This window comes from Microbacterium sp. AC132, from assembly GCF_979258525.1.
Genome location: NZ_OZ409862.1, coordinates 1,764,236 through 1,784,956, shown reverse-complemented (window position 1 = coordinate 1,784,956; position 20,721 = coordinate 1,764,236). Strand labels below are relative to the sequence as shown.

Below are 20,721 nucleotides of genomic sequence, written 5' to 3'. Positions count from 1 at the left end.
TCCTTCCGAGCAGGCACAGCCCCACCCGAAGGGGTGGTCAGCCGCGCACGATGGCCGCGAGCTCGGCGCGTGACGCCGCCCCGGATTTGCGCAGCAGGTTCGACACGTGGAACTTCACCGTGTTCTCGCTCACGTTCAGCGTCTCGGCTATCTCGCGGTTGCGGCGCCCCGCCGACACCAGTCGCAGCACATCGCGCTCTCGCGGGCTGGCGTCGATCGCATCCGGCAGATCGCCCGGCTCGGCCGGTGGATCGAGAGGAAGGCGGATGCCGACCTCCGACCCCCATCCGGGTGTCGAGGCCACCGACAGGTCGCCTGACAGCGCAGAGACCTGCTCGGCGATCGGGCGAAGTGCGTCGTCGTGCGTCGTCAGGTCTCCTCGGCCGTCGTCGCGGATCGCGATCAGCAGGTTCAATCCGTCGCAGTCCCATTGGATGCGCACGCGTCGCGTCTCTCCGCGGTCGACGATCGCCAGCACGGTGCTTCTCACGATCGAGCGCGCCGAGTGGGCGATCACCCCGGGGAGCGCGCGACCGTTGGCCGGGGGCTCGACGAACTGCACGTCGAGTTCGCTGTATCGCACGAGCGGGCGCAGATCGCCGCGCAGACGCTCGAAGGCGCCCGTCACCGGCTCGAGTCCTGCTCCCTGCTCATCGTTGTGCGTCCGCAGTCCGACCAGTGCACCGGCCGCGACATCGACCGCGATCGTGCGTGCCGCCCGGTCGTCGAGCCGCTGCGAGCGCAGCGTCGCGAGCAGGGATTCGAGGGTGAGGGCGTAGCGGTCCCGCTGCTCGGCGAGGGCGAGCGCGTGGTCTGCGGCCAGTCGGCGTGATCCCGCCGGCCCAGCATGCTCTTCGATGCTCATGATCACCTACTCTATTCGCCCCTCTCCCTTCGGGTAGGTGGAACGGTCCCGAGGCGGGAGCGCCCGAAGGTCGCGCGATCGCAAGAGTGGAGACATGCCTCTCACCGCCACGATGTCGCCCGGCGCCGCCATCTCCCTCATCGCCAACGAGCTGCTCCGCGTCGCGGAGCGCACGAGCGTCGCGAACGCGCATCAGCTCATCGATCTGGCAGACCTCGTCGTCGAGGCCCGGCGCGTCTTCGTGCTCGGAGCCGGCCGCTCAGGGCTCGCCCTGCGAATGACCGCGATGCGCCTCATGCACCTGGGACTCGACGTGCATGTGGTGGGCGACACCACCACTCCGGCAATCGAGGCCGATGACCTGCTGCTGACGGCGAGCGGGTCGGGAACGACGGAATCGATCGTGCGAGCCGCGCAGCGCGCCTCGTCGGTCGGGGCGCGCATCGGCGCGCTCACGACCGCAGCGACGTCGCCCCTGTCAGAGCTCGCCGACGTCGTCGTGCGGGTGCCTGCCGCCCAGAAGCTGGACCGCACGGCCGACGCCTCGCACCAGTACGCGGCGAGCCTGTTCGAGCAGGCGGTCGTCGTCATCGGCGACGGGCTCTTCCACGCCCTCTGGCAGCGCCAGGGCACCAGCGCCGACGACCTCTGGCCGCGCCACGCGAACCTCGAATGAGCGGCTGCCGCCCCACCATCCACCCCGCAGAACGAACGGAACACCCATGAAACTGCAGTTCGCCATCGACACGCTCAGCACCGAGAAGGCCCTCGAGCTCGCCGCCGCCGCGGCCGCGCACGTCGACATCCTCGAGCTCGGCACCCCGCTGATCAAGAGCGAAGGCCTCTCGGCGATCACCGCCCTGAAGAGCGCCCACCCCGACAAGGTGATCTTCGCCGACCTCAAGACCATGGATGCCGGTGAACTCGAGGCCGACATCGCCTTCGGCGCGGGTGCGGATCTCGTGACGGTGCTCGGCGTGGCCGACGACAGCACGATCACCGGCGCGGTGAAGGCCGCGAAGAAGCACGGCAAGGGCATCGTCGTGGATCTGATCGGCGTCGCCGACAAGCCCGCCCGCGCGCAGCAGGTCATCGGCCTCGGTGCCGAGTTCGTCGAGATGCACGCGGGTCTCGACGAGCAGGCGCAGGACGGCTACTCGCTCGACAGCCTGCTCACCGACGGCACCGCATCCGGCGTCGCCTTCTCCGTCGCGGGCGGCGTCAACGCCTCGAGCATCGCCGCCGTCCAGGCATCCGGGGCGCAGGTCGCCGTCGCGGGCAGCGCGATCTACAGCGCCGAGAACGTCGGAGACGCCGCCGCCGAGTTGCGCGCCGCGATCAGCTGACGACCGCACAGAGAGGGGCCGACCGGCGATGCCCGGTCGGCCCCTTCGTGCGTCGAACGCCCCGACGGCGCCGCTCTAGACGACGCGGGCCGTCACGAGCAGGTACTCCCAGTCCATTCGACCGTCTTCGAGGTAGCGGTCGCCGAGGTCGGCGAGCGCATCATCCAGCTCTGCTCGCCGCTGTTGGTCGTCGCCGATACCTCGGTACGCCGCCGCGGTCGGGCCGTAGAAGTCCCGGAAGAAGTCCCGGAAATCCGCACCCGACGCGAACCTGTCGACCGACAGCTGCCGACGCTGCGTCGACAGCTCGGCCACGCGGTCTCCGAGGAGGGCGCGCACGTGCTCCTCGTCACCCCAGAGCGGCGGCGGCTGCACACCGGCAGGCGGCGCGGGGACGAACTTCTTCAGCGTGGCGAACAACTGTCCGACGAACCCCTCCGGCGTCCAGTTGATCAACGCCAGCCGTCCATCGGCGCGCACCACCCGCGTCAGCTCGCCGGCCGCCACCTCGTGATGCGGCGCGAACATGACGCCGACGCACGAGAGCACGGCATCGAACGAGTCGTCCGCATAGGGCAGCGCCTCGGCATCCGCCTCCTCGAAGGCGAGTTCGACGCCCTGCCGTGCAGCATCCTGCCTGCCGATCTCGAGCAGCTCGGGCGTGAGGTCGCTCGCGACCACGGATGCGCCGGTGCGCGCAGCTTCGATCGACGCGTTGCCGGTGCCGGCGGCGACGTCGAGCACGCGATCGCCCGGCCCGATGCGGCTCTCGGCGACGAGCACCCGACCGAGTTCGGGGATCACTTCGCGCGCGACGGCCGAATAGTCGCCGAGCGCCCAGACGACTCTGTGCTTCGCCTTCAGCGCGCGGTCGGCGTCGGCCTGGAGGTCGGTGGTGGTGTTCATGGTGGGCTCCTCTGCCTTGTGATCCTCACGCTACGAACCCCGCGCAGACCGCTCTAGTATCCGATCTGTACCGGGTCTATCGTGAGGTCCGTGGGCGCCCCCTACTATCAGTTCTGCCCCGTCGCCAAGGCGATGGAGCTGCTGGACGAGCGGTGGACGATGCTCCTGCTGCGTGAGCTTCTGCTCGGCACCGAGCACTTCAACGAGCTGCGCCGCGGCCTCCCCCGCATGTCGCCGACGCTGCTGTCCCATCGACTCGACCAGCTGCAGCGTGCCGGCCTCATCGAGCGGATCACCCAGGGTGCCGACGTCCGCTACGTGCTCACCGTCGCGGGTGCCGAATTGCGTCCGGTCGTCGAACAGCTCTCGGCGTGGGGTGTGCGCTGGATCGGCGAGCTCGGAGACGCCGACCTCGACCCCAAGCTGCTGCTGTGGGACATGCACCGCAACGTCGATCACGGCACCGTCCCCGATGCGCGCACGGTGATCGCACTGCATTTCACGGACGCGAGTCCGGCGCAGCGCCGGTGGTGGCTGGTGATCCACGACGGCGAGGCCGACGTGTGCGACGCCGACCCCGGGTACGACGTGTCGGTCGAGGTGCGCTGCACGCTCCGAGCGCTGACCCGGTTCTGGCGCGGGGACATCGAATGGACGACGCTGCTGCTCGCCGAAGACGCCACCGCGACCGGCCCGAGCGACCTGCGGCGAGCGCTGCCGTCGTGGTTCATCCGCCCGGGATATGCCGCGGTGCCGCGGGTGGGCGCGCCGGTGGTGGCGGGCGCGAGCGCCTGAGGGCGTTGGTCTCGCCGTGTCAGTAGAACGTGCCGTTCTCGTCGAGCACCGAACCGCCGTGGGCCTGGATCAGCGCACCCGTCGTGTCGAGCCAGACCTCACCGGGACGGATGCTGTCATTCACGGCCATGGAGAGAAGCCTTCGGTGGCGACGGTCCACGTCCGTGGGAACCCGTGCGTGGCGAGCATCGAGACGGCGGCGAGAAGCGAGCCGTTGCCTGGCAGGTAGATCGGGAGGATCGAACCCATCTGACTGTTGTGCCCGACCGCGGTGAATCGGTTCTTCACCTCGTCGCGCATCAGCGCATCGATGGCGACGTCGGCCAATCCGAGCCGGGAGGCGGTCATGGCGAGCACCGGGAAGTCCCACCCCCACGCCGACGGCCACTCCCATGTGCGCAGGACGTCGTCGAGCGTCGCGCGCATGATGCTCGGGTCGATCACAGGCGTCGATGGCAGCACTCCGAACGCGGCCAGCAACGACGGATGATCGTCGCGACGAAGGTACGGCGCGGTGGCGATGGCCGTGTAGCGCCCGTTCTCGACATGAGGCGTTGTCAGTCCGTTCTGCACGGCGGACCAGTCCTCTCGTCGAGGTTCACCCGCACGCTCGCGCCACCGCTGGGCGATCTCCAGCCCCCACCACCAGTACGCGAGCTCGTACGTGGGATCTTCGGTGGTGGTCACGTCATAGAACTCCTGCGCCGGCATGAGCGGCGCGAGCAGGTGGAAACGGCCGCCACGCTCTTCTGCGAAAGCGGCCATGAACTCCGCAGTGCCCACGACGAGATCGCCGAACTCGTCGATCAGCGCGGCGCGCTTCACCGCGTCCGACGCTCTCCACACGAGCTCCAGCAGGTAGAGCACGTGCGGCTGCTGCCAGACGAGGAAAGAGCCGATCGGGTCGGGGCTCTCCCTCCCCTCCGGGCCGACCTGCTTGGGCCAACGGATCCCCGGATAGCCCTGCCCGTCGGCAGTCGCCCGCGCCCGGTCGGCGATAGCGCGATACCACCCGAGGCTGCGTTCGAGCAGCTCGGGGCGACCCCAGGTCGCGAAGTGCGCGGCGTGCCAGAAGTGCATTTCCAGATGTGACTTGCCCGACCAGGAGTTGGTGATGAGTCCGGTCTCCGACGGCGGCATCACTCCAGCGGAGTTCACGGCTGTGAGGTACTGCGAGAGCACGATCCGGCGTTCGAGTTCTGCAGCGCGAGCATCGTCCGTTCCGGCGAAGTCGACCGCGGCGCCCGAGTTCCAGAAGCGCTCCCACGAGAGCGCCGAGGCCGAGGCCACCTCGTCGAAGGTGGGCAGTTCTCGGGCGCTCTCCTCGGTGAAGCGGACGATGAGGTCGAGATCGTCGCCGTCGGATCGCAGCTCGAACGCATGAGCTGCGATCCGACTGATGCTGCCACCGGTGAAACCGAGTTCGACCCCATAGGCCGTGTCATCGAGGGTGCGGATGATCCGGGCACCGAGATCAGTCGACTCGAGGGCGGACTCGTGGCGCTCCGGCGAGGACCAGTCGGAGGTCTGGAAGAACCCCGGATGTGCGTAGGGGAAACGCAGCGCGACCCTCAGCCGTCCGTCGCCCATCAGCGGAGAGTGGATGCGGAAGGCCACGAGCGACTCGTCGGGGGCCGACACCGTCTGAACGGATACGGGTTGCCCGTCGAAGACGAATGCCGAGCGGATAACCCCCGACCACAGGTCGAGCGTCTGCCGCGTGTCCCGCAGCGCCTCAGGGCCCGTTGCCGGGTCGTCGAACGCGAAGCCGATGCGACCGAGATCCAGCCGCTGCGGGTTCGCGTTCAACCAAGCGCCGGCCCGGTTCTCGTCAGCGACCTGGCCGCGCATCGCACCTTCCATGTCGTGGCGGTCGGGGTAACGCACAGCTCCTCGGCGGGTGAGGTGCTCGGACATCGCGTCGTCGAGGACAAAACCCTCGGGGTTGGGCATCTCGTGCCATCCCCAGGAGCTCATCGTCGCCGTGTTGACCGCGACTCGGCCCTCCCTGACCGCCAGGGACTGATCGTGGAACGCCGTGAACGTCTGCATGCCCGTGATGTCGGCGGTGTAGGCGAAGTCGCCGTTGCCGACCGTGAGAACGTGCTCGGGGTCGGGCGTGCTGACGGTGACGTCGTGACGGCTCACGACCTCGCGCCGGTTGATCGCGACGCCCATCAGCGCGCTCCCTCCGCCAGGCGCGCCCGAGGGAAACCGATGCCGATCGCGCCCCCATCGCTCGCGGCGACTTCGCCCAACCACGCCAGACTCGGTTTCGGTGTGCGCGTGAAAGTCTCTCGATCGACGGAGATGAGACCGAACGTCGGCTCCCAGTGGCCCCATTCGAAGTTGTCGAGCAGAGACCAGTGCAGATAACCGCGCACATCGATACCGTCATCGATCGCGGTGGCCAGTCCGCGGAGCGCCCCTGTCGTGTATGCGATTCGACGATCGTCGTCGGCCGTAGCCAGCCCGTTCTCGGTCACAAGAATCGGCACGCCGCCGGTCACTTCCCAGGCGTGCCGCACGGCCGATTCGAGAGCATCCGGACGGTAGTAGGTTCCGACCAGCGTGTTCTCCGGTCCCGGCTCCGCCGCCACGAATCCCTGCGCATCGATCTCCTGCGTCGAGTAGGCCTGCACACCGATGAAGTCATCGTCGCGCGCCGCTCGGAGATAGAGATCCTCCCGTGCGTGACGCTCGGCCTCGAGGTACACCTCGTTCTCGGGCTTCGCCCACAGATTGAGATTCGCCAGCGTCCATCCGACCCGGGCGCTGGTGCGCTCCTTCAGCACGGCGCGCGCAGCGAGGTGAGCCTCGACGAGCCGTTCACCGACGTGGAGAGACGGACGGGGAAGCACGAACCCTTCGCCCGGCTGCACCGTGGGGGTGATGAACGACGGTACGGCGTCCGGGTTGATCGATCGCGACATCAGCACCATCAGGGCGAGCATGTTGGGCTCGTTGATCGTGCACACCCAGTCGACGCCGTCGAGGATCTCCACGACCCGGGTCACATAGGCCGCGAACCGGTCGATGGCGGTGTCCCCCAGCCACCCGCCCTCTTCGACGAACCAGCGCGGACTCGTGAAGTGGTGAAGGGTGACGACGGGCGTGAGACCGAGCCCTTGTGCGGTGTCGATCATGCGGCGGTAATGTGCCAGCGCCGCTCGTGAGTACTCTCCCGCGATCGGTTCGACCCTCGACCATTCGATGCCGAAGCGGTAGGCGGTGAGACCGGCATCCGCCAACAGCCGCATGTCTTCTTCATACCGGTGATAGCTGTCGACCGCGTCGCCGCTCAGGCCGAAGTGCGGCATCAGCTGCTCATAGAGCCACCAGTCGCTGTTGACGTTGTTGCCCTCGACCTGGTGCGGCGCAGTCGCCGCACCCCAGAGGAACGCGGAGGAGGTGTCGGTCATCTCGGAGATCCTTTGTGCGTATAGCGATTCAGCGGACGGACTTGACGCGGAGGATGACGAATCCACCGATCACGACGAGCACGGCTGCAGCCACATAGAGCACCGAATAGTTCGGTCCTCCCTCCGTGGCGATCAGCGTCAGGACACCGGACGCGACGAGTGGCGCCAGCGCCTGGGGGATGGTGGTGGCGAACTGCGTGATGTTGACGAAGCGACCCGCTTCGGTGTCCCTTTCGGGAAGCACGTCGAGGAACAGCGCCTGATCCACCGCCGAGAAGACCCCGATGCTCAGGTTCGTCAGCAGCGAGCCGATGATGAGCAGCGTGAAGTCGGGCGCGAGGACCATGACAATGGCTCCGATCCCGAACAGGATCGCGGAGCCCAGGACGAACGGCTTACGACGACGAAGCCTGTCAGACAGGAACCCACCGGCGAAGACTCCCACGATGGTGCCCAGGATGCCGATCAGGCCGACGGTCGCGACGGTGTCGCCGATCTCGATGACGGGAATGTCCAGGCGCTGTGCGAAGAAGTAAGCCGTGTAGGTCGTGTTGAGCGTGAGCCCGAAGAAGAACAGGAAGCGGCCCAACCAGTTCCAGGCGAAGTCGGGGTAGCGCTTCGGGTTGAAGACGTACCCCGAGAGCACGCCCTTCACCGAGAGGGGTCCGTCGAAGGTCAGCGAACGACTGTCGGCGTCCTTGTAGAACAGCACGAAGACGAAGACGAAGACGAGCGCGACGGCACCGGGGACGAGGAAGAGGAGGAACGGCTGAGTGGCGAATCGACCGCCGACCACCGCACCGACCACAGGCGCGACCATCGTCACGAACCCGGTGATCGCGGCGACGCGTCCTCGCTGCGACTCGGGCAGCTTGTCGGCTTGAATCGTCGTGAAGAGGTTGGCGGCCTGGCTCAGACCGATCTGGGCGATGATCCACCCGAGACCCAGCACGAGGACGTTCGGGCCGAGAGCCATCACGGTGAGACCGACGAGTCCGAGCAGTACACCGCCGATGAGCCAGGGACGGCGGCGCCCGAAGCGTGATCTTGTGCGGTCGCTCAGCTGCCCACCCAGCGGCCCGACCAGCAGCGCGGCGAGCGAGCCGATGCCGAGCAGCAGACCGAGGTACTCCGGGTTTTCGGGCGCGAGGACGTTGACCCGCAGAGCGAGCGAGATGGCGATCGGGGTGACGAATGCGAGGTAGGTGCCGAACAGGCCGAGTGCGAGGAGGGCGATGAAGGCTCTGCTCACCCTCTCGCGCACGATGAGGGTGCCTGTCTCGGTGAAGACCGGCTCCTCGGGGACGGTCGCTGCGTTCAGCAGCGGGTCGCTGACTCCTGCGGTCACAGGGGTGGTCCCCGGTGCGGTGTGGTCGTCGGTGCTCATGGTGACTCCTTTGTCTGGCGTGCGTGGCGTGTGTGCGGGTGTCTGGTGAAGGTGCGGGGTCGGTCAGGATGCCGTCAGGGCGACGCTCACTGGATTCGCGAACTCGGACGAGACAGTGACTGTGATGTCTCCGGTGCCGATCGGACGGATGATGGCGAGTGCGCGCCCGTCGAAGGTGTCATGCGTGTCGGCCGAGAAGGTCTCCCGGGTTGCCGGTGCGCCGCTGCCGAGAGCCTGCAGCATGGCCGCGCCCTCGACGGTGACTGTCACGGCCTGATCGCGGGCGGCGTGCACCGCTCCGGTCGCATCCGTGAGTGCCACCTCGATGAAGCCGAGATCGGTGCCGTCGTGGCGGAGCACAGCACGCTCGACATCGACCGAGAGCCGCAGATCGCTCGACGCGCTGCGAAGCATGCTTCTTCCCGTCTCGACTCCGTCGGTATACGCGACCGCTTCGAGCGTTCCCGGGTTGTACGTCGTCGTGAAGGCGGCACGAAACGGCGCGGGGTCTCCCACCCGACTGCGGCCGATCACGGCCCCGTCGAGCAGGAGCTCGACCTCGTCTGCGTCGCTGTACACCTCGACCTGCACCGGGCGCCCCTCGAATCCGGCCCAGGACCAGCTGTTCAGCGAATCGGTCCACGACCAGGGCGTTGCCACGGCGACCGGGACACCGTGGACGGCGGGTCGTTCGACGGCGATATACGGTTCAGACCGCAGGCCGAAGACCGTCTCGCGGAAGTAGGAAACCGGACGCCGCGTGCCGATGATGTCGATGTCGCCACACCAGGCCGTGAGTTCGGGGAATCCCCCGAGAAGCCCGATGTCGGGGCGGTGTCGCCCGCCTCGGCGGAAGGCAGGTACCGAACGGTGCCGAGACCCGTCTCGCCCAGGTAGTCCCAGCCGGTCCAGGTGAAGTCCCCGATGACTCGCGGGTCGGCCTGTACGAGATCCCAATTGCCGGCGATCGAACTGGGCCACGTCTCGGTGCCCACGATGATCCGGTCAGGGAAGCGCTCGCGGTCTTGGACGTATCTGGCGTCGGAGTAGTTCATGCCCGCAGCGTCGAGCACCGCGAACGACTCCTCCGTGCGCTCGGTCGCCGCATCGGAAGACTGGATATGACCCATCATCTGGCCGAACCCCGCCATCATCGTGTTGACCCCGCCCGCCGTCTCAGGCGCACTCGCCTCGCGACGCGCCTTCATCTGCGGCACGATCGTGTCGAGCATCGCCACGAACGGATTGATGCCGTTGGTCACGAATCTCGTCGAGTCCAGCGACCGCACCTTCTCCGCGAGTCGGCGGCCCCAGGTCGAGCCAATCGGCGTTCCGGTCTCAGGGATCTCGTTGCCGATCGAATAGAAGATCACGCTCGGGTGGTTGAAGTCCTTCGCGACCAACGCCTCGATGTCGCGCTCCCACCACTCGGGGAAGTCGAACGAGTAGTCGTAGTCGCTCTTGGCCGATGTCCAGACGTCGAACGTCTCATCCATCACCAGCATCCCGAGTCGGTCGCAGGCTTCGAGCAGCGCGGTGCTCATCGGGCAGTGCGAGCTGCGGATCGCGTTGAACCCCGCCTCTTTCAGGCGGGCGATCTTCCGTTCCTCCGCGGCGCGCATCGACACCGCGCCGAGCGGGCCGTTGTCGAGATGGATGCAGGCGCCGCGCAGCTTCACGACCTCGCCGTTGATGCGGAGGCCATGGCGGGGATCCAGCTGCAGTGATCGGATGCCGACGACCGCGTTCTCCTCGTCGACCACGCGCTCGTCCACGGGGTCGCGCAACGTGATCAGCACGTCGTGGAGGTTCGGCGCGTCGACGCTCCACAGCGCCGGATCCTCGAGGAACAGCCGCCGCCGAACGGTCGCGCGACTGCCGGGCAGCAGAGTCACGGGCGAGCTTCCCGCTGCGGCGATCTCGCCCGATGTCCCGACGACGTCGACCTCAAGGCGGTACGTCCGCGTCAACGCACCGCTGTTCTCCACGACGGCGGCGATCTCGACCACAGCGCTGTCGGTGTCGACACTCGGCGTGCTCACTCTCAACTCGTCACGCACGATGTGCACCGCGTCCTTCACGACGAGATGCACATCACGGTAGATGCCCGCTCCTGCATACCAGCGACTGTCGAGGTGGGTACGACACTCCACTCGGATCTCGTTCTCGGCCCCGAAGACCAGGAACGGGTCGATCCGCACCGAGAAACGGGAGTAGCCGAACGCCCGCTGTCCGGCGAGGTGACCGTTCACGTAGACGGCTGCATCGCGGTACACGCCGTCGAACTCGAGCCGCATCAGACGGCCAGCGAGCTCGGCAGCAACCTCGAGCGTCCTCCGATACTCGAACGCTCCACCGGGAAAGTACCCGCTGGTCTCTCCTCGCGGCGCGTCCGCGCGGCGCTCCTGCGCGATGAGCGCGTCATGCGGGAGGTGCACCGAAGTCCATTCGGATGCCGAGCTGCCGCCGAGCTCCTGGAAGGCGGTCACTTTGCTGCGATATGCCCAGCCGTCGGTGAAGAGGAAGCGACCCGTCGACGCTCGCCGGTCCTCACGACTCTCGACAACGTCTCTTGCGATCGACTCTGACAGCACAGCATCCTCCTTGACGTCCGCCAAAATACCCAGGCATGGCGGTTTTCATGAAGATAGCACGAAATACGCCACAGGTGGGTAATTTCATTCGAAGTACTCTCGAAGGTGCCCGGGACGTCGTCGAGAGGACCGGAGCGGTCAGGAGAAGACATGACGAACGACGCCACACACGGGGGCCGCGGCCCCTACGCGAAGAGCGCAGCCGTGCGTCAGCGGATCCTCGAGGCGGGGATGCAGGGCTTCGCACAGGTCGGCTACTTCGCCACCTCTCTCAATGACATCGCGGACCGTGCCGGCATCAGCCGCCGCGGTCTCGGACACCACTTCCGAAGCAAGGAGGAGCTTCTCACCGAAGTGCTGGACCAGCGCCAGGACGAGGACGCCGAGCGCATCCGCGACACCCGAGGGATCGACTCACTGGCCGCCGTGCTCGAAGTCTCGACCCAGAACGCCGACCGCCCAGGCCTCATCCAGCTGTACAGCCTGCTGCGCGCGGATGCCACGGCGACCGAGCATCCGGCGCACGAGCATCATCGCCTGCAGTACGACCGCCTCCGGCAGTATCTCGCCCGCGCGTTCGACGAGGTGCGCGGCGACGGGGAACTCAGGTCGGACGAGGACTCCGACACCCTTGCGTCGACCTATCTCGCACTGATGGACGGGCTGCAGATCCAATGGCTCTATAACCGCGACAACACGGACATCGACCGAGTGCTGCGGGCGTATCTCCGGAGCGTGATCCCCGCTTTCCCGACCGCCCGGGACGCCCGTCGAGAGCCTGACACCGCCGCACACTGACGGCGCGTCGGGATCTACTCCTCGCCGCTGTCGAGGAAGACTCCGACATGGTCGCCGTCGAGCACGAACTGCAGCGCTACGCCTGACGGGAAGCGCTCGGCGAGCTCGTCGGGGGTCTCGGAGTCGAACGGCACCGCGACGGTCGGCGGGAATGCACCCACGCCGCACGCCACGTACCGTTGGCCCTCGAAACTCCAGGACGTCTCGGTGAAGTCACGCACATCGGGCAGCTGGTCGTTCCTGACGACATTGAGACAGACGTTCTCCGACGAACGCTCTCCCGAGTCGGCGTACCACCCGGGCGTCAGGAAGACCGTCAGGCCGGAGAACTCGGCCGATGCCGCATCCTTCTCCGCGCCGAACCACCCCGGCGCGATCATTCCGGATCTCGTGAGCTCGAGCGTCTCGATCTGCGGCGCACCCGCAGACGACGACACGGGCGGGACCACGGCGAAGGCGTAGGCGATCGACGCCGCGAGCGCGGCCGACGCCGCCACGGAGGCCACCCACAGCGGTGCTCGCCACCTCGCCAGGCGCCCCGGCCACCCGGTCACCCCGTGCGGGGCCGCGGGTGCGACCGATTCGTCCCACGTGGAGTCGTCGTCCAGTCGGTCGAGCAGGTCACCGCTCTCGCGCGATGCATCGGCCGAGGGATGCACGACCCGCAGCTCGGCGCGCTCCGAGTCGGCGACGGAGGCCACAACGGATGCGGCGCCAGCGGCCTGGGATCCCGCCGCGCCCCCGGTCGACGCCGCGCTGCGCGAGGATTCGAGCTCCTCGAGTCGGCGGACCGCGGACGGGTCGCTCGCGATGTCAGCACGCGGACCGTAGGCACGAGCCCATAGCTCGCGAAGCTCGTCATCAGCGGCAGCATCCATCCCCGGCATCGTCTCACGGCATCCTCGCCGCGCACAGCAACGGGCGGATGGAGCGTGACACCGCTCCATCCGCCCGCGCCGGGGGTCTTACTTCTTGAATGCGTCCTTGACGTTCTCGCCGGCCTTCTTCGCGTCGGCCTTGACCTGGTCGGCCTTGCCTTCGGCGGCGAGCTTGTCGTTGTCGGTCGCGTTGCCGATCGCTTCCTTCGCCTTGCCGGCGATGTCCTGAGCGGCGTTCTTGATCTTGTCATCGAGTCCCATGAGGAGCTCCTTTCGTGAGGGTGATCGTGACGGCGGGAGGATTCCCGACGTCTTATCGCCGTTGCGTGTCGCGACCGACGATAAGTCTGTGGAGGGGTGTCAGCGGCGGACCTTGTCGAGTGCCTTCTCGGCCGCCTTCGCCGCCTTCTTGGCCGCCTTGGCGCGTTCCTTCTTCGCCTTCGGGTCGTTCCACATGCGCACCAGCTGGTGCCGCACGGACTCGCCCTTGTTCACCTGCACGGTCGCTGCCCGACTGCCCACGACGTAGGCGACGAAGGCGATGGCGCCGATGAGGAGGATCTTGTTTCGCATGGTGCTGTCCTGCTTCCTGGGGTGGTGGGGGCGAGGTCCGAGGTTCACGACAGACGTCGCTGGTCGTGCGCGAGCCGCGCCCGGAGGCCGGTGTGGATCGAGACGAAGGTCGCGCTCTCGCGGCCGGTCAGGGTGGCGAGGTTGGTGAGCAGCTTGTCGATGTGGTCGACCAGCTCACGCGGATCGGTGTTCTGCCGGGGCGTGACGGCCACATGCAGCACCGGCTCTCGACGGATGTCGTTCGCGGTGACCTGCGACGACAGGATCTCCGCTCTCCCGGCGAGGGAGTTCTTGACGGCATCCGACACGAACGACTCGGTGACCGTGACACGTCCGAGCGGGTTCTGTGCTCCGCTCGAGCGGAAGGCGGTCTTCGACCGGCGGCCCGAGATGCTGGTGAGGGCGACGATCAGCAGCACGATCACGATGACGATCGCGGCCACTGCGCCGATGCCGATCCACGAGAGGCTGCCGCCGGCGATGGCCGTGGCGGCGATCGCCTGGTCGAGCCATGAGCGGGCGTCCGTGCCGGCCGACGTCCAGATGTCGGTGGCGGTCGGCCAGCTCATGATGGCGATGCCGAGAGCGCCCAGTCCGAGGAAGAGCAGGCCGATGATGAGCAGCAGGGTGCGGTTCAGCGCACGATTGGTGTTGTTCACAGCTCGTCTTCCTTCTCGTGGGGGCGCTCGATGCGCACGCGGGTGCGGACGCTGCGGGTCAGCCGGTAGGTCTGCAGCTCTGCCTCCGTGGCCGACTGCACGGCGCCCTTGTCGAGGGGGATGCCCGCGCCGGGGCGCACGGTGACGTCGACACTGCGGTGGCCGACTCCGACGGTGATGCTCTCGCGAGCCAGGCCCGTCTCCTCCGAGAGGTGCTGGGCGAGCGCGCTGGCGATCACGCCGTTGTCGACGACGACCGCCCTGTCGCCCGCCTCGAGGGTGTGCCGTGACAGGCGACCCGGAGTGACGGCCAGCACGACGAGCACGACGCCGATCAGGGCGAGCACGACGCTGCCCGCGATCACGAGTCCGGCCGGCTGTGCGGTGGGCAGGCCGACCAGCCATCCGCCCGCCGCGGCGGGACCCAGCAGGAGAGCGGGCTGCGCCGCGAGGCTCAGCACGATCTCGAGCCCGATGTAGGCGAGGGCGAGGATGAGGAGGATGACCGCGACGAACATCGCGACGGTCCGCGGCGAATGCGTCTCGCGTCGGACGACGCGACGAAGAACCGGGGTGCTCATCGCACTCGTCTCCTCTCTGGGATGGTGGCACCGGTGATGGTGAGGGTGATGCGGGTCACGTCACGTCCGAGAAGACCACTGAGACTCTCCTGCAGCTGCTCCTGCAGCTGACGAGCTCGGTCGAGGACGGGGACGCTCTGGGAGATCGCGACGGTGTCGTCGAGATCGGGGACGGGAAGCGGGGTCGCTATGCGCACGGCGATCCCGCCCGGGTGCTCGGCGACGTCGACCTTCACGTCACCGCGCGGCACACCGATCAGGGTTGCGGACGCCTTCTCGGTGACCGTGCGGTAGACGCGTTCCTTCACGTCGATGCGCCCAGGGACGGTGGCCTCTGCGGTGGCGGCCCGCGCGGGGCCGCCACCGGCGGCGAGGTGCTGGTCGACGCGCATCAGGAGGTGCGCCGCCCTGTGAAGGCGTCGGCGAGACCGCGGACGTCGAGCTTGCCGGAGGCGATCCGGCCGATGACTGCTCCGACGCCGGCGAACAGGGCCATGAGGAGGAATCCCCAGAACCCGAACAGCAGAGCGGCCAGGGCCAGGAGTGCGCCGATCAGGGCGCCTGTGGTGGTGGGGGTCATGAGACTCGCGACTCCTCGTTCTCCTGGTTGTCGTCACCGGGGACGTGCACGTCGTTGACCTCGACGTTGACCTCGACGACCTCGAGACCGACCAGGCGGCTGATCGCACCGGCGACGGCGGCGCGCACGTTGCTCGCGACCTCCTGGATCGGGGCGGGGTACTCGACGACGATGGTCAGGTCTGCGGCGGCCTGCGTCTCGCCGACCTCGACCTTGACGCCCTGCGTCAGGTCGGTGGCGTTGACGGCGTCGCGGATGGCGCCGAAGGCACGTGCTCCGCCACCGCCGAGCGCGTAGACACCGGCGACCTCACGGGCGGCGATGCCGGCGACCTTGGCGACGACGCCGTCGGCGATGACCGTCTTGCCCGCGGCATCCGAGTCGGCGGGGACGCGCGACGTCGAGAAGGCCGACGTGCGGTCGACGCGCGAACCCGAGGCAGCCGGCTTCGGCGCGGTCGACGTCTGAGCGAGCTCCTTGTCGGCGGGGCTGGTGGGGGTGTTCTGATCCTGAGTTGCCATGACCATTCCTTCGTCTTACGATGTGCCGGCCGGGCCGTGGTGGCTTCGCCGGGAGCGTGTGTGGGTCGCTCACAGATAGGACGAGCGCCGAGCGGGATTCGTCACAGATTCGTCGGGAGAATCTGCGAGACGGCGCCCGAGCGGCGATCGACGGCAGAGAACACGCGGTCGCTGGCCGTGCAGGCACTGGCCGTCGCGGGCCGGGACCGCGAGGATGATCGGATGAGCCACGACTCCCCCGCCACCGCCCTGCTCGTGATCGACGCGCAGGAATCCTTCCGCCAGCGACCCGACGAGTGGGCGGCCACCGCCAACCCGGGCGTCATCGACAACATCTCCCAGCTCGTCGCGTACGCGCGTCGGTCGGGAGACGCCGTCGTGTGGGTCACGCACTCCGAGCCGGGCAGCGGAGGAGTCTTCGATCCGGCCAACGGCTTCGTCCGGGTGGTCTCCGACCTCGACCCGCAGAGCGACGAGATCGCCGTGACGAAGACCACCGTCAACGCGTTCACATCGACCGATCTCGAAGATCAGCTCCGGCGCCGCGGCGTCGGCCGGGTGGTCGTCTGCGGCATCCGCACCGAGCAGTGCTGCGAGACGACGGCTCGGATGGCGGCCGACCTCGGCTTCACGGTGGAGTTCGTGACGGATGCGACGACGACCTCGGCGATCGAGGCGACGGACGGGCTCGCGGCCGTCTCGGGCGACGAGATCATGCAGCGGACCGAGAGCATCCTGGCGGCGCGCGGATTCGCGACGATCGTCCGCACGGCCGACCGGGTGGGTGTCTCCGCCTAGGTTGGAGGACATGCCCTCGCCGCTCGCGCTCCCCGACCTCACCGGCCGCACGATCCTCGTCACCGGGGCGAACGCGGGCATCGGATACTGGTGCGCGGAGATCCTGGCCACGCAGGGTGCCAGGGTGCTGCTCGGATGCCGGTCGGCAGAGCGCGCACAGGTGGCCGTGTCGTCGATCCGCGCGCAGGTTCCGGGTGCCGACCTCGACATCGTGCCGGTCGATCTCGGGTCGTTGGTGAGCGTCGCCTCGGCGACGGCATCGCTCGACGAGCGGCTCGATGCGGTGATCTGCAATGCCGGGGTCAAGGCGGCGGATCGCAGCGCCCGCACCGCGGACGGACTGGACCTCATGGTCGGCACCAACGCGATCGGACACTTCGCCCTGGTCGCCCAGCTCGACCGTCTGCTCGCCGACGACGCTCGGGTCGTGGCCGTCGGATCGCTGGCGCATCGCTTCGCCGAGATCGACCCCGGCACGCTCTCTCAGCCGTGGACGGGTGCGTCGCTGCGTCAGTACGGCCGCTCGAAGGCCGCCCTGATGGCCCTCGCCTTCGAGCTGAACCGCCGGTGGCGGGGCACGGCGCGGTCTGCGCTGTGTGCTCACCCCGGTTACGCCGTCGATCCGCTGACTCCGCACCGCGACGGACTCGCCGCGGTCTCACCTCTGACGCGCGCCCTCGCGTCGGTCAGCCGCCCGCTCGTGCAGGGCAAGGATGCCGGGGCCGCGCCGATCGTGCATGCTGCCGTCGCGGCCGATGCCACCGGCGGCGATTATTGGGGTCCGGGCGGGCTGCTCGAGTTCCGCGGGGCGCCGAAGCGGGTCGCCGCGAGCGCCCAGGTGCGGTCGGTCGACGTCGGCGCGGAACTGTGGTCGGTCGCCGAGCACCTCTCGGGCGTGCGCTTCACGATCTGATGGCGGATCAGGCGAGCTCCTGGAGTGTCGCGGTCATGTCGCCTCCGGCGTCCCCGGTGTTGACCGTTCCCTTCGGCTCGAACAGGATCGCGTGCACCTCGTCCGTCGCCTTCGGGCAGTGCTCGACCCCGCGCGGCACGACGAAGACGTCGTTCGGGTGCAGAATCACGTCACGGTCGCGGAGCTGGATGGTGAGCTGGCCGCTCACCACCATGAACAGCTCATCGGTGTCGGGGTGGGTGTGCCAGACGAATTCGCCCTGGAGCTTGACGACCTTGACGTCGTAGTCGTTGACGCTGGTGAGCCGGTGCGGCTGCCAGTGCTCGGTGATCGTCGAGAGGGCGTCGTGGACGTTGCGCACATCGTCTGTCATGCTCACGAGCCTAGCCACCGGCTGGCCACGGCCCCCTCCCGATGAGCCGCGCTCAGGCGGCTTCGGCATCCCTCGACGGGATCTCGTCGATCGATCGATACACGGGCAGCCCGCGCTCGAGCGCGATCTCGACGTCCTTGTCGGCGCCCGCGGAGTCTCCCGGCAGGCGCAGCACCGCGTCGCAGTGCTGCAGCAGTCGGTGGGCCGTCTCGTACATGACGTCGCCCTCGGCGGCATCCGTCTCGTCCATGCCTCGGAGGATCGGCAGGGCGACCCATTCGCCGATCATCGGCACGTGGCCGAGACGGTGGATGGGGGCCGCGACCTCTTCGAGGACCTCGAGGTTGCGGGCGATCAGGGCGGGGTCGCCGCCCGTGCCGGAGCGGTAGGGGCCGGCGATGAGAATCAGCAGTGGTGTGTTCATGGAGAAGACTGTAACGTTAACCGTGCAGGAACGTGCAACTTCGTGAATGATCGGGATGGAGCTTCGGATGCTGAGTGCGCAACGAAAGGATCATCTGCGCGAGATCCTGCGCAGAGACGGTCGCGTTGTGGCGAAGGACGTCGCCACCGATCTCGGCGTCTCCGAGGACTCGATCCGTCGCGATCTGCGCGAGCTCGCCGACACGGGCGAACTCGTCCGCGTCTATGGCGGCGCTCTGCCGGTTCCGCCGGCCGATCGGCCCGTCGACGAGCGCTCGTCGCTGGCCACCGAGAGCAAGGAGCGGGTCGCCCGCCGCGCCGTCGAGCTGATCCTGCCGGGCTCGACGATCGTGCTGGATGCCGGAACCACGACGCTCGCGATGGCCCGCATGCTGCCGTACGGCGCCGACCTGACCGTCATCACCCCCAGCCCGGCGATCGCCCTCGCCGTCGCCGAGCACTCCGACGCCCGCGTCGTGATCATCGGCGGCGAACTCGCCCGCTTCTCGATGGTCGCGAGCGGCCCCCTCGCCATGGAGGCCGTGCAGCATCTCGCCGCAGACCTGTTCTTCCTGGGCGTGACGGGCGTCGATCCCGTCCACGGCCTGACCACCGGCAACCTCGACGACGCCGCCACCAAACGCGCGATCGCCGCGCGCTGTGCGCAGACCTACGTCCTGGGCAGCGAGGAGAAGATCGGCGCCATCTCGCGCTTCCCGGTTCTGAACGTCGACGCCATCACCGGTCTCGTGGTCGACCCTCAAGACGCGAACCCGGTCATCGGCGATCTCGCAGAGGGCATGCCGGTGCTGCGCTGACCGGTGTCAGGTGATGGTCGCCGCCACGATCGTCGGCGTCATGATCGCCACCATCGCGGCCGTGATCGCATCGTTGACCGCCTTGGCGACGGCATCCCCTGCCTGCGATCCTGCCGTGAGCTGCTCGATCCGCTTCTTGAGGTCGCCCGAGGACCGCCCGCCGCACTCCTCGCGCAGGATCGCGTGCGCCGCGTTGAGGTTCTGCAGGATCGCAAGCAGCGCCAGGTCGGCCTGCGTCGGAGCACCCGTTCCGGCGAGCACCGCGGCGAGCCGCGCCCTCAGCGCCTGCTCGGGCGTCGAATCGGATTCGGGAGTGCGTGCCGACCCCCAGCCGAAGAATCCGCGCTCCCCTCTGACGAGCACGCCCTGCACGATGAGCGACTCGACCACGATCTCGAGCGGATCGAGCTTGGGGCGCACCACGAGCGACTGCAGCCGCTTGCCGCGCAACGGCACGAGGCGCTGCAGTGTCGTATCGAGGATCGGGTTGCCCGTCGGGTCGGTCGACACGATCTCGACGACCGGGTTCTTCTCGTCCGACACCGCGATGCGTCCGTGCAGGGCGAGGTCGACGATCACGGCCGCGACCTCGCCGTACAGGCGGTTCACGCTCACCGCGCTCTCGACGCGGCCATCAGGCCGGAGAAGCAGCATGTGGAGTTCCTCGACGATCAGCATGCATCCACGCTATGACGGGCCACCTCACGACGGCATCCCCCGGACGGATGATTCCGGAACACCCCCACACGCACGAACGCCGCGCCCTCCGGAGAGGACGCGGCGTTCGATGAAGAGTGGTTACGCGCCGATCTTCTTGGCATCGTCCGCGTTGAGCACGCGGAAGAGCAGAGCCGCGATGACCGCGCCGACCACGGGGGCGACGATGTAGAGCCACAGCGAGACCCAGTCGAAGTACCCGCCGACCGAGAGGCCGAGGGCCACCGCCGGGTTGAAGCCGCCGCCCGAGATCGAACCGACGGTCGCTGCGCCGACGAACACCGTCGCCCCGATCGCGAGGCCGTAGAACGAGTTGCCCTCGGTGTCCTTCGAGGTCGCGGTGTTGAGCACGACCCAGACGAGGATCAGCGTGAACAGCGCCTCGACGAAGAAGGCGGGTCCTACCTCGACGACCAGAGCCTCGCCACCGGCGGGCCACACGGCGAAGCTGACCAGCGCGGCGAGCGCGCCACCGACGAACTGCGCCACGAGGTAGGCGATGAAGTCGACGACGCTGAGGCCGCCACGGATGAAGACGCCGACGGAGACCGCCGGGTTGAGGTGAGCGCCCGAGATGTGGCCGGTCGAGAAGACGAGCACGGCGAGCGTGAAGCCGATCGCGAGCGGAGTCAGCGGGCTCTCGCTGTTGATCGCCGCGATGATCGTGAGGACGAAGAGGAACGTGGCGATCGCTTCGGCGAGCGCCTTTCGGGGAGTACCGGACATGAGAAGTGCTCTTTTCTGAGAGGTGAGGGAAGGCGACCCCCGTCCGCC

26 protein-coding genes are annotated in these 20,721 nt (G+C 68.2%); 7 read left to right on the top strand and 19 right to left on the bottom strand.

Annotated features, from left to right (window positions below):
* Window positions 1-37: 37 nt before the first annotated feature.
* On the bottom strand, window positions 38-865 hold the full coding sequence (locus ACZZZQ_RS08465; RefSeq protein ID WP_053099285.1) for a helix-turn-helix transcriptional regulator: 828 nt from the start codon (window positions 863-865) through the stop codon (window positions 38-40).
* A 94-nt stretch (window positions 866-959) separates the two neighbouring features.
* Here ACZZZQ_RS08465 and hxlB point away from each other — a divergent pair, with 94 nt between their 5' ends.
* Both hxlB and hxlA read left to right on the top strand, forming a co-directional pair.
* Entirely contained in the window at window positions 960-1,541 is a 582-nt protein-coding gene (gene hxlB / locus ACZZZQ_RS08460) for a 6-phospho-3-hexuloisomerase (protein WP_463507331.1), read from the top strand.
* 46 nt (window positions 1,542-1,587) lie between these two features.
* A complete protein-coding gene (hxlA, locus tag ACZZZQ_RS08455; RefSeq protein WP_053098088.1) occupies window positions 1,588-2,211 on the top strand; it encodes a 3-hexulose-6-phosphate synthase in 624 nt (207 codons plus the stop codon).
* A gap of 75 nt (window positions 2,212-2,286) precedes the next feature.
* Here the strand turns inward: hxlA and ACZZZQ_RS08450 are convergent, their stop codons facing one another.
* Entirely contained in the window at window positions 2,287-3,117 is an 831-nt protein-coding gene (locus ACZZZQ_RS08450; RefSeq protein ID WP_463507330.1) for a class I SAM-dependent methyltransferase, read from the bottom strand.
* A gap of 90 nt (window positions 3,118-3,207) precedes the next feature.
* Between ACZZZQ_RS08450 and ACZZZQ_RS08445 the strand changes: the two genes are divergently transcribed.
* A complete protein-coding gene (locus ACZZZQ_RS08445) occupies window positions 3,208-3,912 on the top strand; it encodes a winged helix-turn-helix transcriptional regulator (protein ID WP_463507329.1) in 705 nt (234 codons plus the stop codon).
* A 120-nt stretch (window positions 3,913-4,032) separates the two neighbouring features.
* On the opposite strand, the gene ACZZZQ_RS08440 is transcribed toward ACZZZQ_RS08445, so the two are convergent.
* From ACZZZQ_RS08440 to ACZZZQ_RS08420, 5 genes are all read right to left on the bottom strand, one after another.
* Entirely contained in the window at window positions 4,033-6,090 is a 2,058-nt protein-coding gene (locus ACZZZQ_RS08440) for a hypothetical protein (RefSeq protein ID WP_463507328.1), read from the bottom strand.
* Window positions 6,090-7,334: a glycoside hydrolase family 1 protein gene (locus tag ACZZZQ_RS08435; protein WP_463507327.1), complete on the bottom strand. Its 1,245-nt coding sequence runs from the start codon at window positions 7,332-7,334 to the stop codon at window positions 6,090-6,092. Before ACZZZQ_RS08435 ends, ACZZZQ_RS08440 begins: the two co-directional genes overlap by 1 nt.
* 28 nt (window positions 7,335-7,362) lie before the next feature.
* Window positions 7,363-8,721, bottom strand: coding sequence for an MFS transporter (locus tag ACZZZQ_RS08430; protein WP_400339123.1), 1,359 nt, complete (start codon window positions 8,719-8,721; stop codon window positions 7,363-7,365).
* Window positions 8,722-8,784: 63 nt separating this feature from the next.
* Complete coding sequence (locus ACZZZQ_RS08425) at window positions 8,785-9,381, bottom strand: DUF4982 domain-containing protein (protein ID WP_463507326.1); 597 nt, start codon at window positions 9,379-9,381, stop codon at window positions 8,785-8,787.
* Entirely contained in the window at window positions 9,348-11,210 is a 1,863-nt protein-coding gene (locus tag ACZZZQ_RS08420) for a glycoside hydrolase family 2 TIM barrel-domain containing protein (RefSeq protein ID WP_463507325.1), read from the bottom strand. Before ACZZZQ_RS08420 ends, ACZZZQ_RS08425 begins: the two co-directional genes overlap by 34 nt.
* Window positions 11,211-11,465: 255 nt before the next feature.
* On the opposite strand from ACZZZQ_RS08420, the gene ACZZZQ_RS08415 reads away from it, so the two are divergent.
* Window positions 11,466-12,113, top strand: coding sequence for a TetR/AcrR family transcriptional regulator (locus ACZZZQ_RS08415; protein ID WP_400339129.1), 648 nt, complete (start codon window positions 11,466-11,468; stop codon window positions 12,111-12,113).
* Window positions 12,114-12,127: 14 nt separating this feature from the next.
* On the opposite strand, the gene ACZZZQ_RS08410 is transcribed toward ACZZZQ_RS08415, so the two are convergent.
* The 8 genes from ACZZZQ_RS08410 to ACZZZQ_RS08375 form a co-directional block, all read right to left on the bottom strand.
* Window positions 12,128-12,991 carry a hypothetical protein gene (locus ACZZZQ_RS08410; protein WP_463507323.1) on the bottom strand — a complete coding sequence of 288 codons (864 nt, stop codon included), beginning with the start codon at window positions 12,989-12,991 and terminating at the stop codon, window positions 12,128-12,130.
* A gap of 87 nt (window positions 12,992-13,078) precedes the next feature.
* Entirely contained in the window at window positions 13,079-13,252 is a 174-nt protein-coding gene (locus ACZZZQ_RS08405) for a CsbD family protein (protein WP_053098095.1), read from the bottom strand.
* Between the two features lie 99 nt (window positions 13,253-13,351).
* Window positions 13,352-13,564 (bottom strand): hypothetical protein, encoded by a 213-nt coding sequence (locus tag ACZZZQ_RS08400; protein ID WP_053098096.1) that lies wholly within the window; start codon window positions 13,562-13,564, stop codon window positions 13,352-13,354.
* A 44-nt stretch (window positions 13,565-13,608) separates the two neighbouring features.
* Window positions 13,609-14,223 (bottom strand): hypothetical protein, encoded by a 615-nt coding sequence (locus ACZZZQ_RS08395; protein ID WP_056275349.1) that lies wholly within the window; start codon window positions 14,221-14,223, stop codon window positions 13,609-13,611.
* Window positions 14,220-14,804, bottom strand: a complete 585-nt coding sequence (locus tag ACZZZQ_RS08390) for a DUF6286 domain-containing protein (protein ID WP_053098098.1) — start codon at window positions 14,802-14,804, stop codon at window positions 14,220-14,222. Before ACZZZQ_RS08390 ends, ACZZZQ_RS08395 begins: the two co-directional genes overlap by 4 nt.
* A complete protein-coding gene (locus ACZZZQ_RS08385) occupies window positions 14,801-15,196 on the bottom strand; it encodes a hypothetical protein (RefSeq protein WP_072592084.1) in 396 nt (131 codons plus the stop codon). The genes ACZZZQ_RS08390 and ACZZZQ_RS08385 overlap by 4 nt, the downstream gene beginning before the upstream one ends.
* Window positions 15,196-15,384, bottom strand: coding sequence for a DUF2273 domain-containing protein (locus tag ACZZZQ_RS08380; RefSeq protein WP_053098100.1), 189 nt, complete (start codon window positions 15,382-15,384; stop codon window positions 15,196-15,198). Before ACZZZQ_RS08380 ends, ACZZZQ_RS08385 begins: the two co-directional genes overlap by 1 nt.
* Complete coding sequence (locus ACZZZQ_RS08375) at window positions 15,381-15,905, bottom strand: Asp23/Gls24 family envelope stress response protein (RefSeq protein WP_053099288.1); 525 nt, start codon at window positions 15,903-15,905, stop codon at window positions 15,381-15,383. The genes ACZZZQ_RS08380 and ACZZZQ_RS08375 overlap by 4 nt, the downstream gene beginning before the upstream one ends.
* A gap of 222 nt (window positions 15,906-16,127) precedes the next feature.
* Between ACZZZQ_RS08375 and ACZZZQ_RS08370 the strand changes: the two genes are divergently transcribed.
* Together ACZZZQ_RS08370 and ACZZZQ_RS08365 are read left to right on the top strand one after the other, a co-directional pair.
* A complete protein-coding gene (locus tag ACZZZQ_RS08370) occupies window positions 16,128-16,703 on the top strand; it encodes an isochorismatase family protein (RefSeq protein ID WP_053098101.1) in 576 nt (191 codons plus the stop codon).
* A gap of 10 nt (window positions 16,704-16,713) precedes the next feature.
* Complete coding sequence (locus ACZZZQ_RS08365) at window positions 16,714-17,616, top strand: SDR family NAD(P)-dependent oxidoreductase (RefSeq protein WP_400339140.1); 903 nt, start codon at window positions 16,714-16,716, stop codon at window positions 17,614-17,616.
* Between the two features lie 7 nt (window positions 17,617-17,623).
* Here the strand turns inward: ACZZZQ_RS08365 and ACZZZQ_RS08360 are convergent, their stop codons facing one another.
* A complete protein-coding gene (locus ACZZZQ_RS08360) occupies window positions 17,624-17,989 on the bottom strand; it encodes a cupin domain-containing protein (protein WP_072592087.1) in 366 nt (121 codons plus the stop codon).
* 52 nt (window positions 17,990-18,041) lie between these two features.
* A complete protein-coding gene (locus ACZZZQ_RS08355; RefSeq protein ID WP_171821956.1) occupies window positions 18,042-18,413 on the bottom strand; it encodes a DUF4406 domain-containing protein in 372 nt (123 codons plus the stop codon).
* Window positions 18,414-18,480: 67 nt separating this feature from the next.
* Here ACZZZQ_RS08355 and ACZZZQ_RS08350 point away from each other — a divergent pair, with 67 nt between their 5' ends.
* Window positions 18,481-19,230, top strand: a complete 750-nt coding sequence (locus ACZZZQ_RS08350) for a DeoR/GlpR family DNA-binding transcription regulator (protein ID WP_056275362.1) — start codon at window positions 18,481-18,483, stop codon at window positions 19,228-19,230.
* A gap of 6 nt (window positions 19,231-19,236) precedes the next feature.
* Here the strand turns inward: ACZZZQ_RS08350 and ACZZZQ_RS08345 are convergent, their stop codons facing one another.
* Window positions 19,237-19,908: a GOLPH3/VPS74 family protein gene (locus ACZZZQ_RS08345; protein WP_463507322.1), complete on the bottom strand. Its 672-nt coding sequence runs from the start codon at window positions 19,906-19,908 to the stop codon at window positions 19,237-19,239.
* Window positions 19,909-20,028: 120 nt separating this feature from the next.
* On the bottom strand, window positions 20,029-20,673 hold the full coding sequence (locus ACZZZQ_RS08340) for an MIP/aquaporin family protein (RefSeq protein ID WP_463507321.1): 645 nt from the start codon (window positions 20,671-20,673) through the stop codon (window positions 20,029-20,031).
* Window positions 20,674-20,721 lie beyond the last annotated feature (48 nt).

Excerpts from the sequence above, each read along its gene's own strand:
- ACZZZQ_RS08435 (WP_463507327.1), bottom strand. The coding sequence starts at position 7,334 with ATGACCGACACCTCCTCCGCGTTCCTCTGGGGTGCGGCGACTGCGCCG.
- ACZZZQ_RS08360 (WP_072592087.1), bottom strand. The coding sequence starts at position 17,989 with ATGACAGACGATGTGCGCAACGTCCACGACGCCCTCTCGACGATCACC.
- ACZZZQ_RS08405 (WP_053098095.1), bottom strand. The coding sequence starts at position 13,252 with ATGGGACTCGATGACAAGATCAAGAACGCCGCTCAGGACATCGCCGGC.
- hxlB (WP_463507331.1), top strand. The coding sequence starts at position 960 with ATGCCTCTCACCGCCACGATGTCGCCCGGCGCCGCCATCTCCCTCATC.
- ACZZZQ_RS08385 (WP_072592084.1), bottom strand. The coding sequence starts at position 15,196 with ATGCGCGTCGACCAGCACCTCGCCGCCGGTGGCGGCCCCGCGCGGGCC.
- ACZZZQ_RS08440 (WP_463507328.1), bottom strand. The coding sequence starts at position 6,090 with ATGGGCGTCGCGATCAACCGGCGCGAGGTCGTGAGCCGTCACGACGTC.
- ACZZZQ_RS08340 (WP_463507321.1), bottom strand. The coding sequence starts at position 20,673 with ATGTCCGGTACTCCCCGAAAGGCGCTCGCCGAAGCGATCGCCACGTTC.
- ACZZZQ_RS08400 (WP_053098096.1), bottom strand. The coding sequence starts at position 13,564 with ATGCGAAACAAGATCCTCCTCATCGGCGCCATCGCCTTCGTCGCCTAC.
- ACZZZQ_RS08375 (WP_053099288.1), bottom strand. The coding sequence starts at position 15,905 with ATGGCAACTCAGGATCAGAACACCCCCACCAGCCCCGCCGACAAGGAG.
- ACZZZQ_RS08380 (WP_053098100.1), bottom strand. The coding sequence starts at position 15,384 with ATGACCCCCACCACCACAGGCGCCCTGATCGGCGCACTCCTGGCCCTG.
- ACZZZQ_RS08415 (WP_400339129.1), top strand. The coding sequence starts at position 11,466 with ATGACGAACGACGCCACACACGGGGGCCGCGGCCCCTACGCGAAGAGC.
- ACZZZQ_RS08410 (WP_463507323.1), bottom strand. The coding sequence starts at position 12,991 with ATGGATGCTGCCGCTGATGACGAGCTTCGCGAGCTATGGGCTCGTGCC.
- ACZZZQ_RS08365 (WP_400339140.1), top strand. The coding sequence starts at position 16,714 with ATGCCCTCGCCGCTCGCGCTCCCCGACCTCACCGGCCGCACGATCCTC.
- ACZZZQ_RS08370 (WP_053098101.1), top strand. The coding sequence starts at position 16,128 with ATGAGCCACGACTCCCCCGCCACCGCCCTGCTCGTGATCGACGCGCAG.
- ACZZZQ_RS08345 (WP_463507322.1), bottom strand. The coding sequence starts at position 19,908 with ATGCTGATCGTCGAGGAACTCCACATGCTGCTTCTCCGGCCTGATGGC.
- ACZZZQ_RS08430 (WP_400339123.1), bottom strand. The coding sequence starts at position 8,721 with ATGAGCACCGACGACCACACCGCACCGGGGACCACCCCTGTGACCGCA.
- ACZZZQ_RS08390 (WP_053098098.1), bottom strand. The coding sequence starts at position 14,804 with ATGAGCACCCCGGTTCTTCGTCGCGTCGTCCGACGCGAGACGCATTCG.
- ACZZZQ_RS08465 (WP_053099285.1), bottom strand. The coding sequence starts at position 865 with ATGAGCATCGAAGAGCATGCTGGGCCGGCGGGATCACGCCGACTGGCC.
- ACZZZQ_RS08350 (WP_056275362.1), top strand. The coding sequence starts at position 18,481 with ATGCTGAGTGCGCAACGAAAGGATCATCTGCGCGAGATCCTGCGCAGA.
- ACZZZQ_RS08355 (WP_171821956.1), bottom strand. The coding sequence starts at position 18,413 with ATGAACACACCACTGCTGATTCTCATCGCCGGCCCCTACCGCTCCGGC.
- ACZZZQ_RS08450 (WP_463507330.1), bottom strand. The coding sequence starts at position 3,117 with ATGAACACCACCACCGACCTCCAGGCCGACGCCGACCGCGCGCTGAAG.
- hxlA (WP_053098088.1), top strand. The coding sequence starts at position 1,588 with ATGAAACTGCAGTTCGCCATCGACACGCTCAGCACCGAGAAGGCCCTC.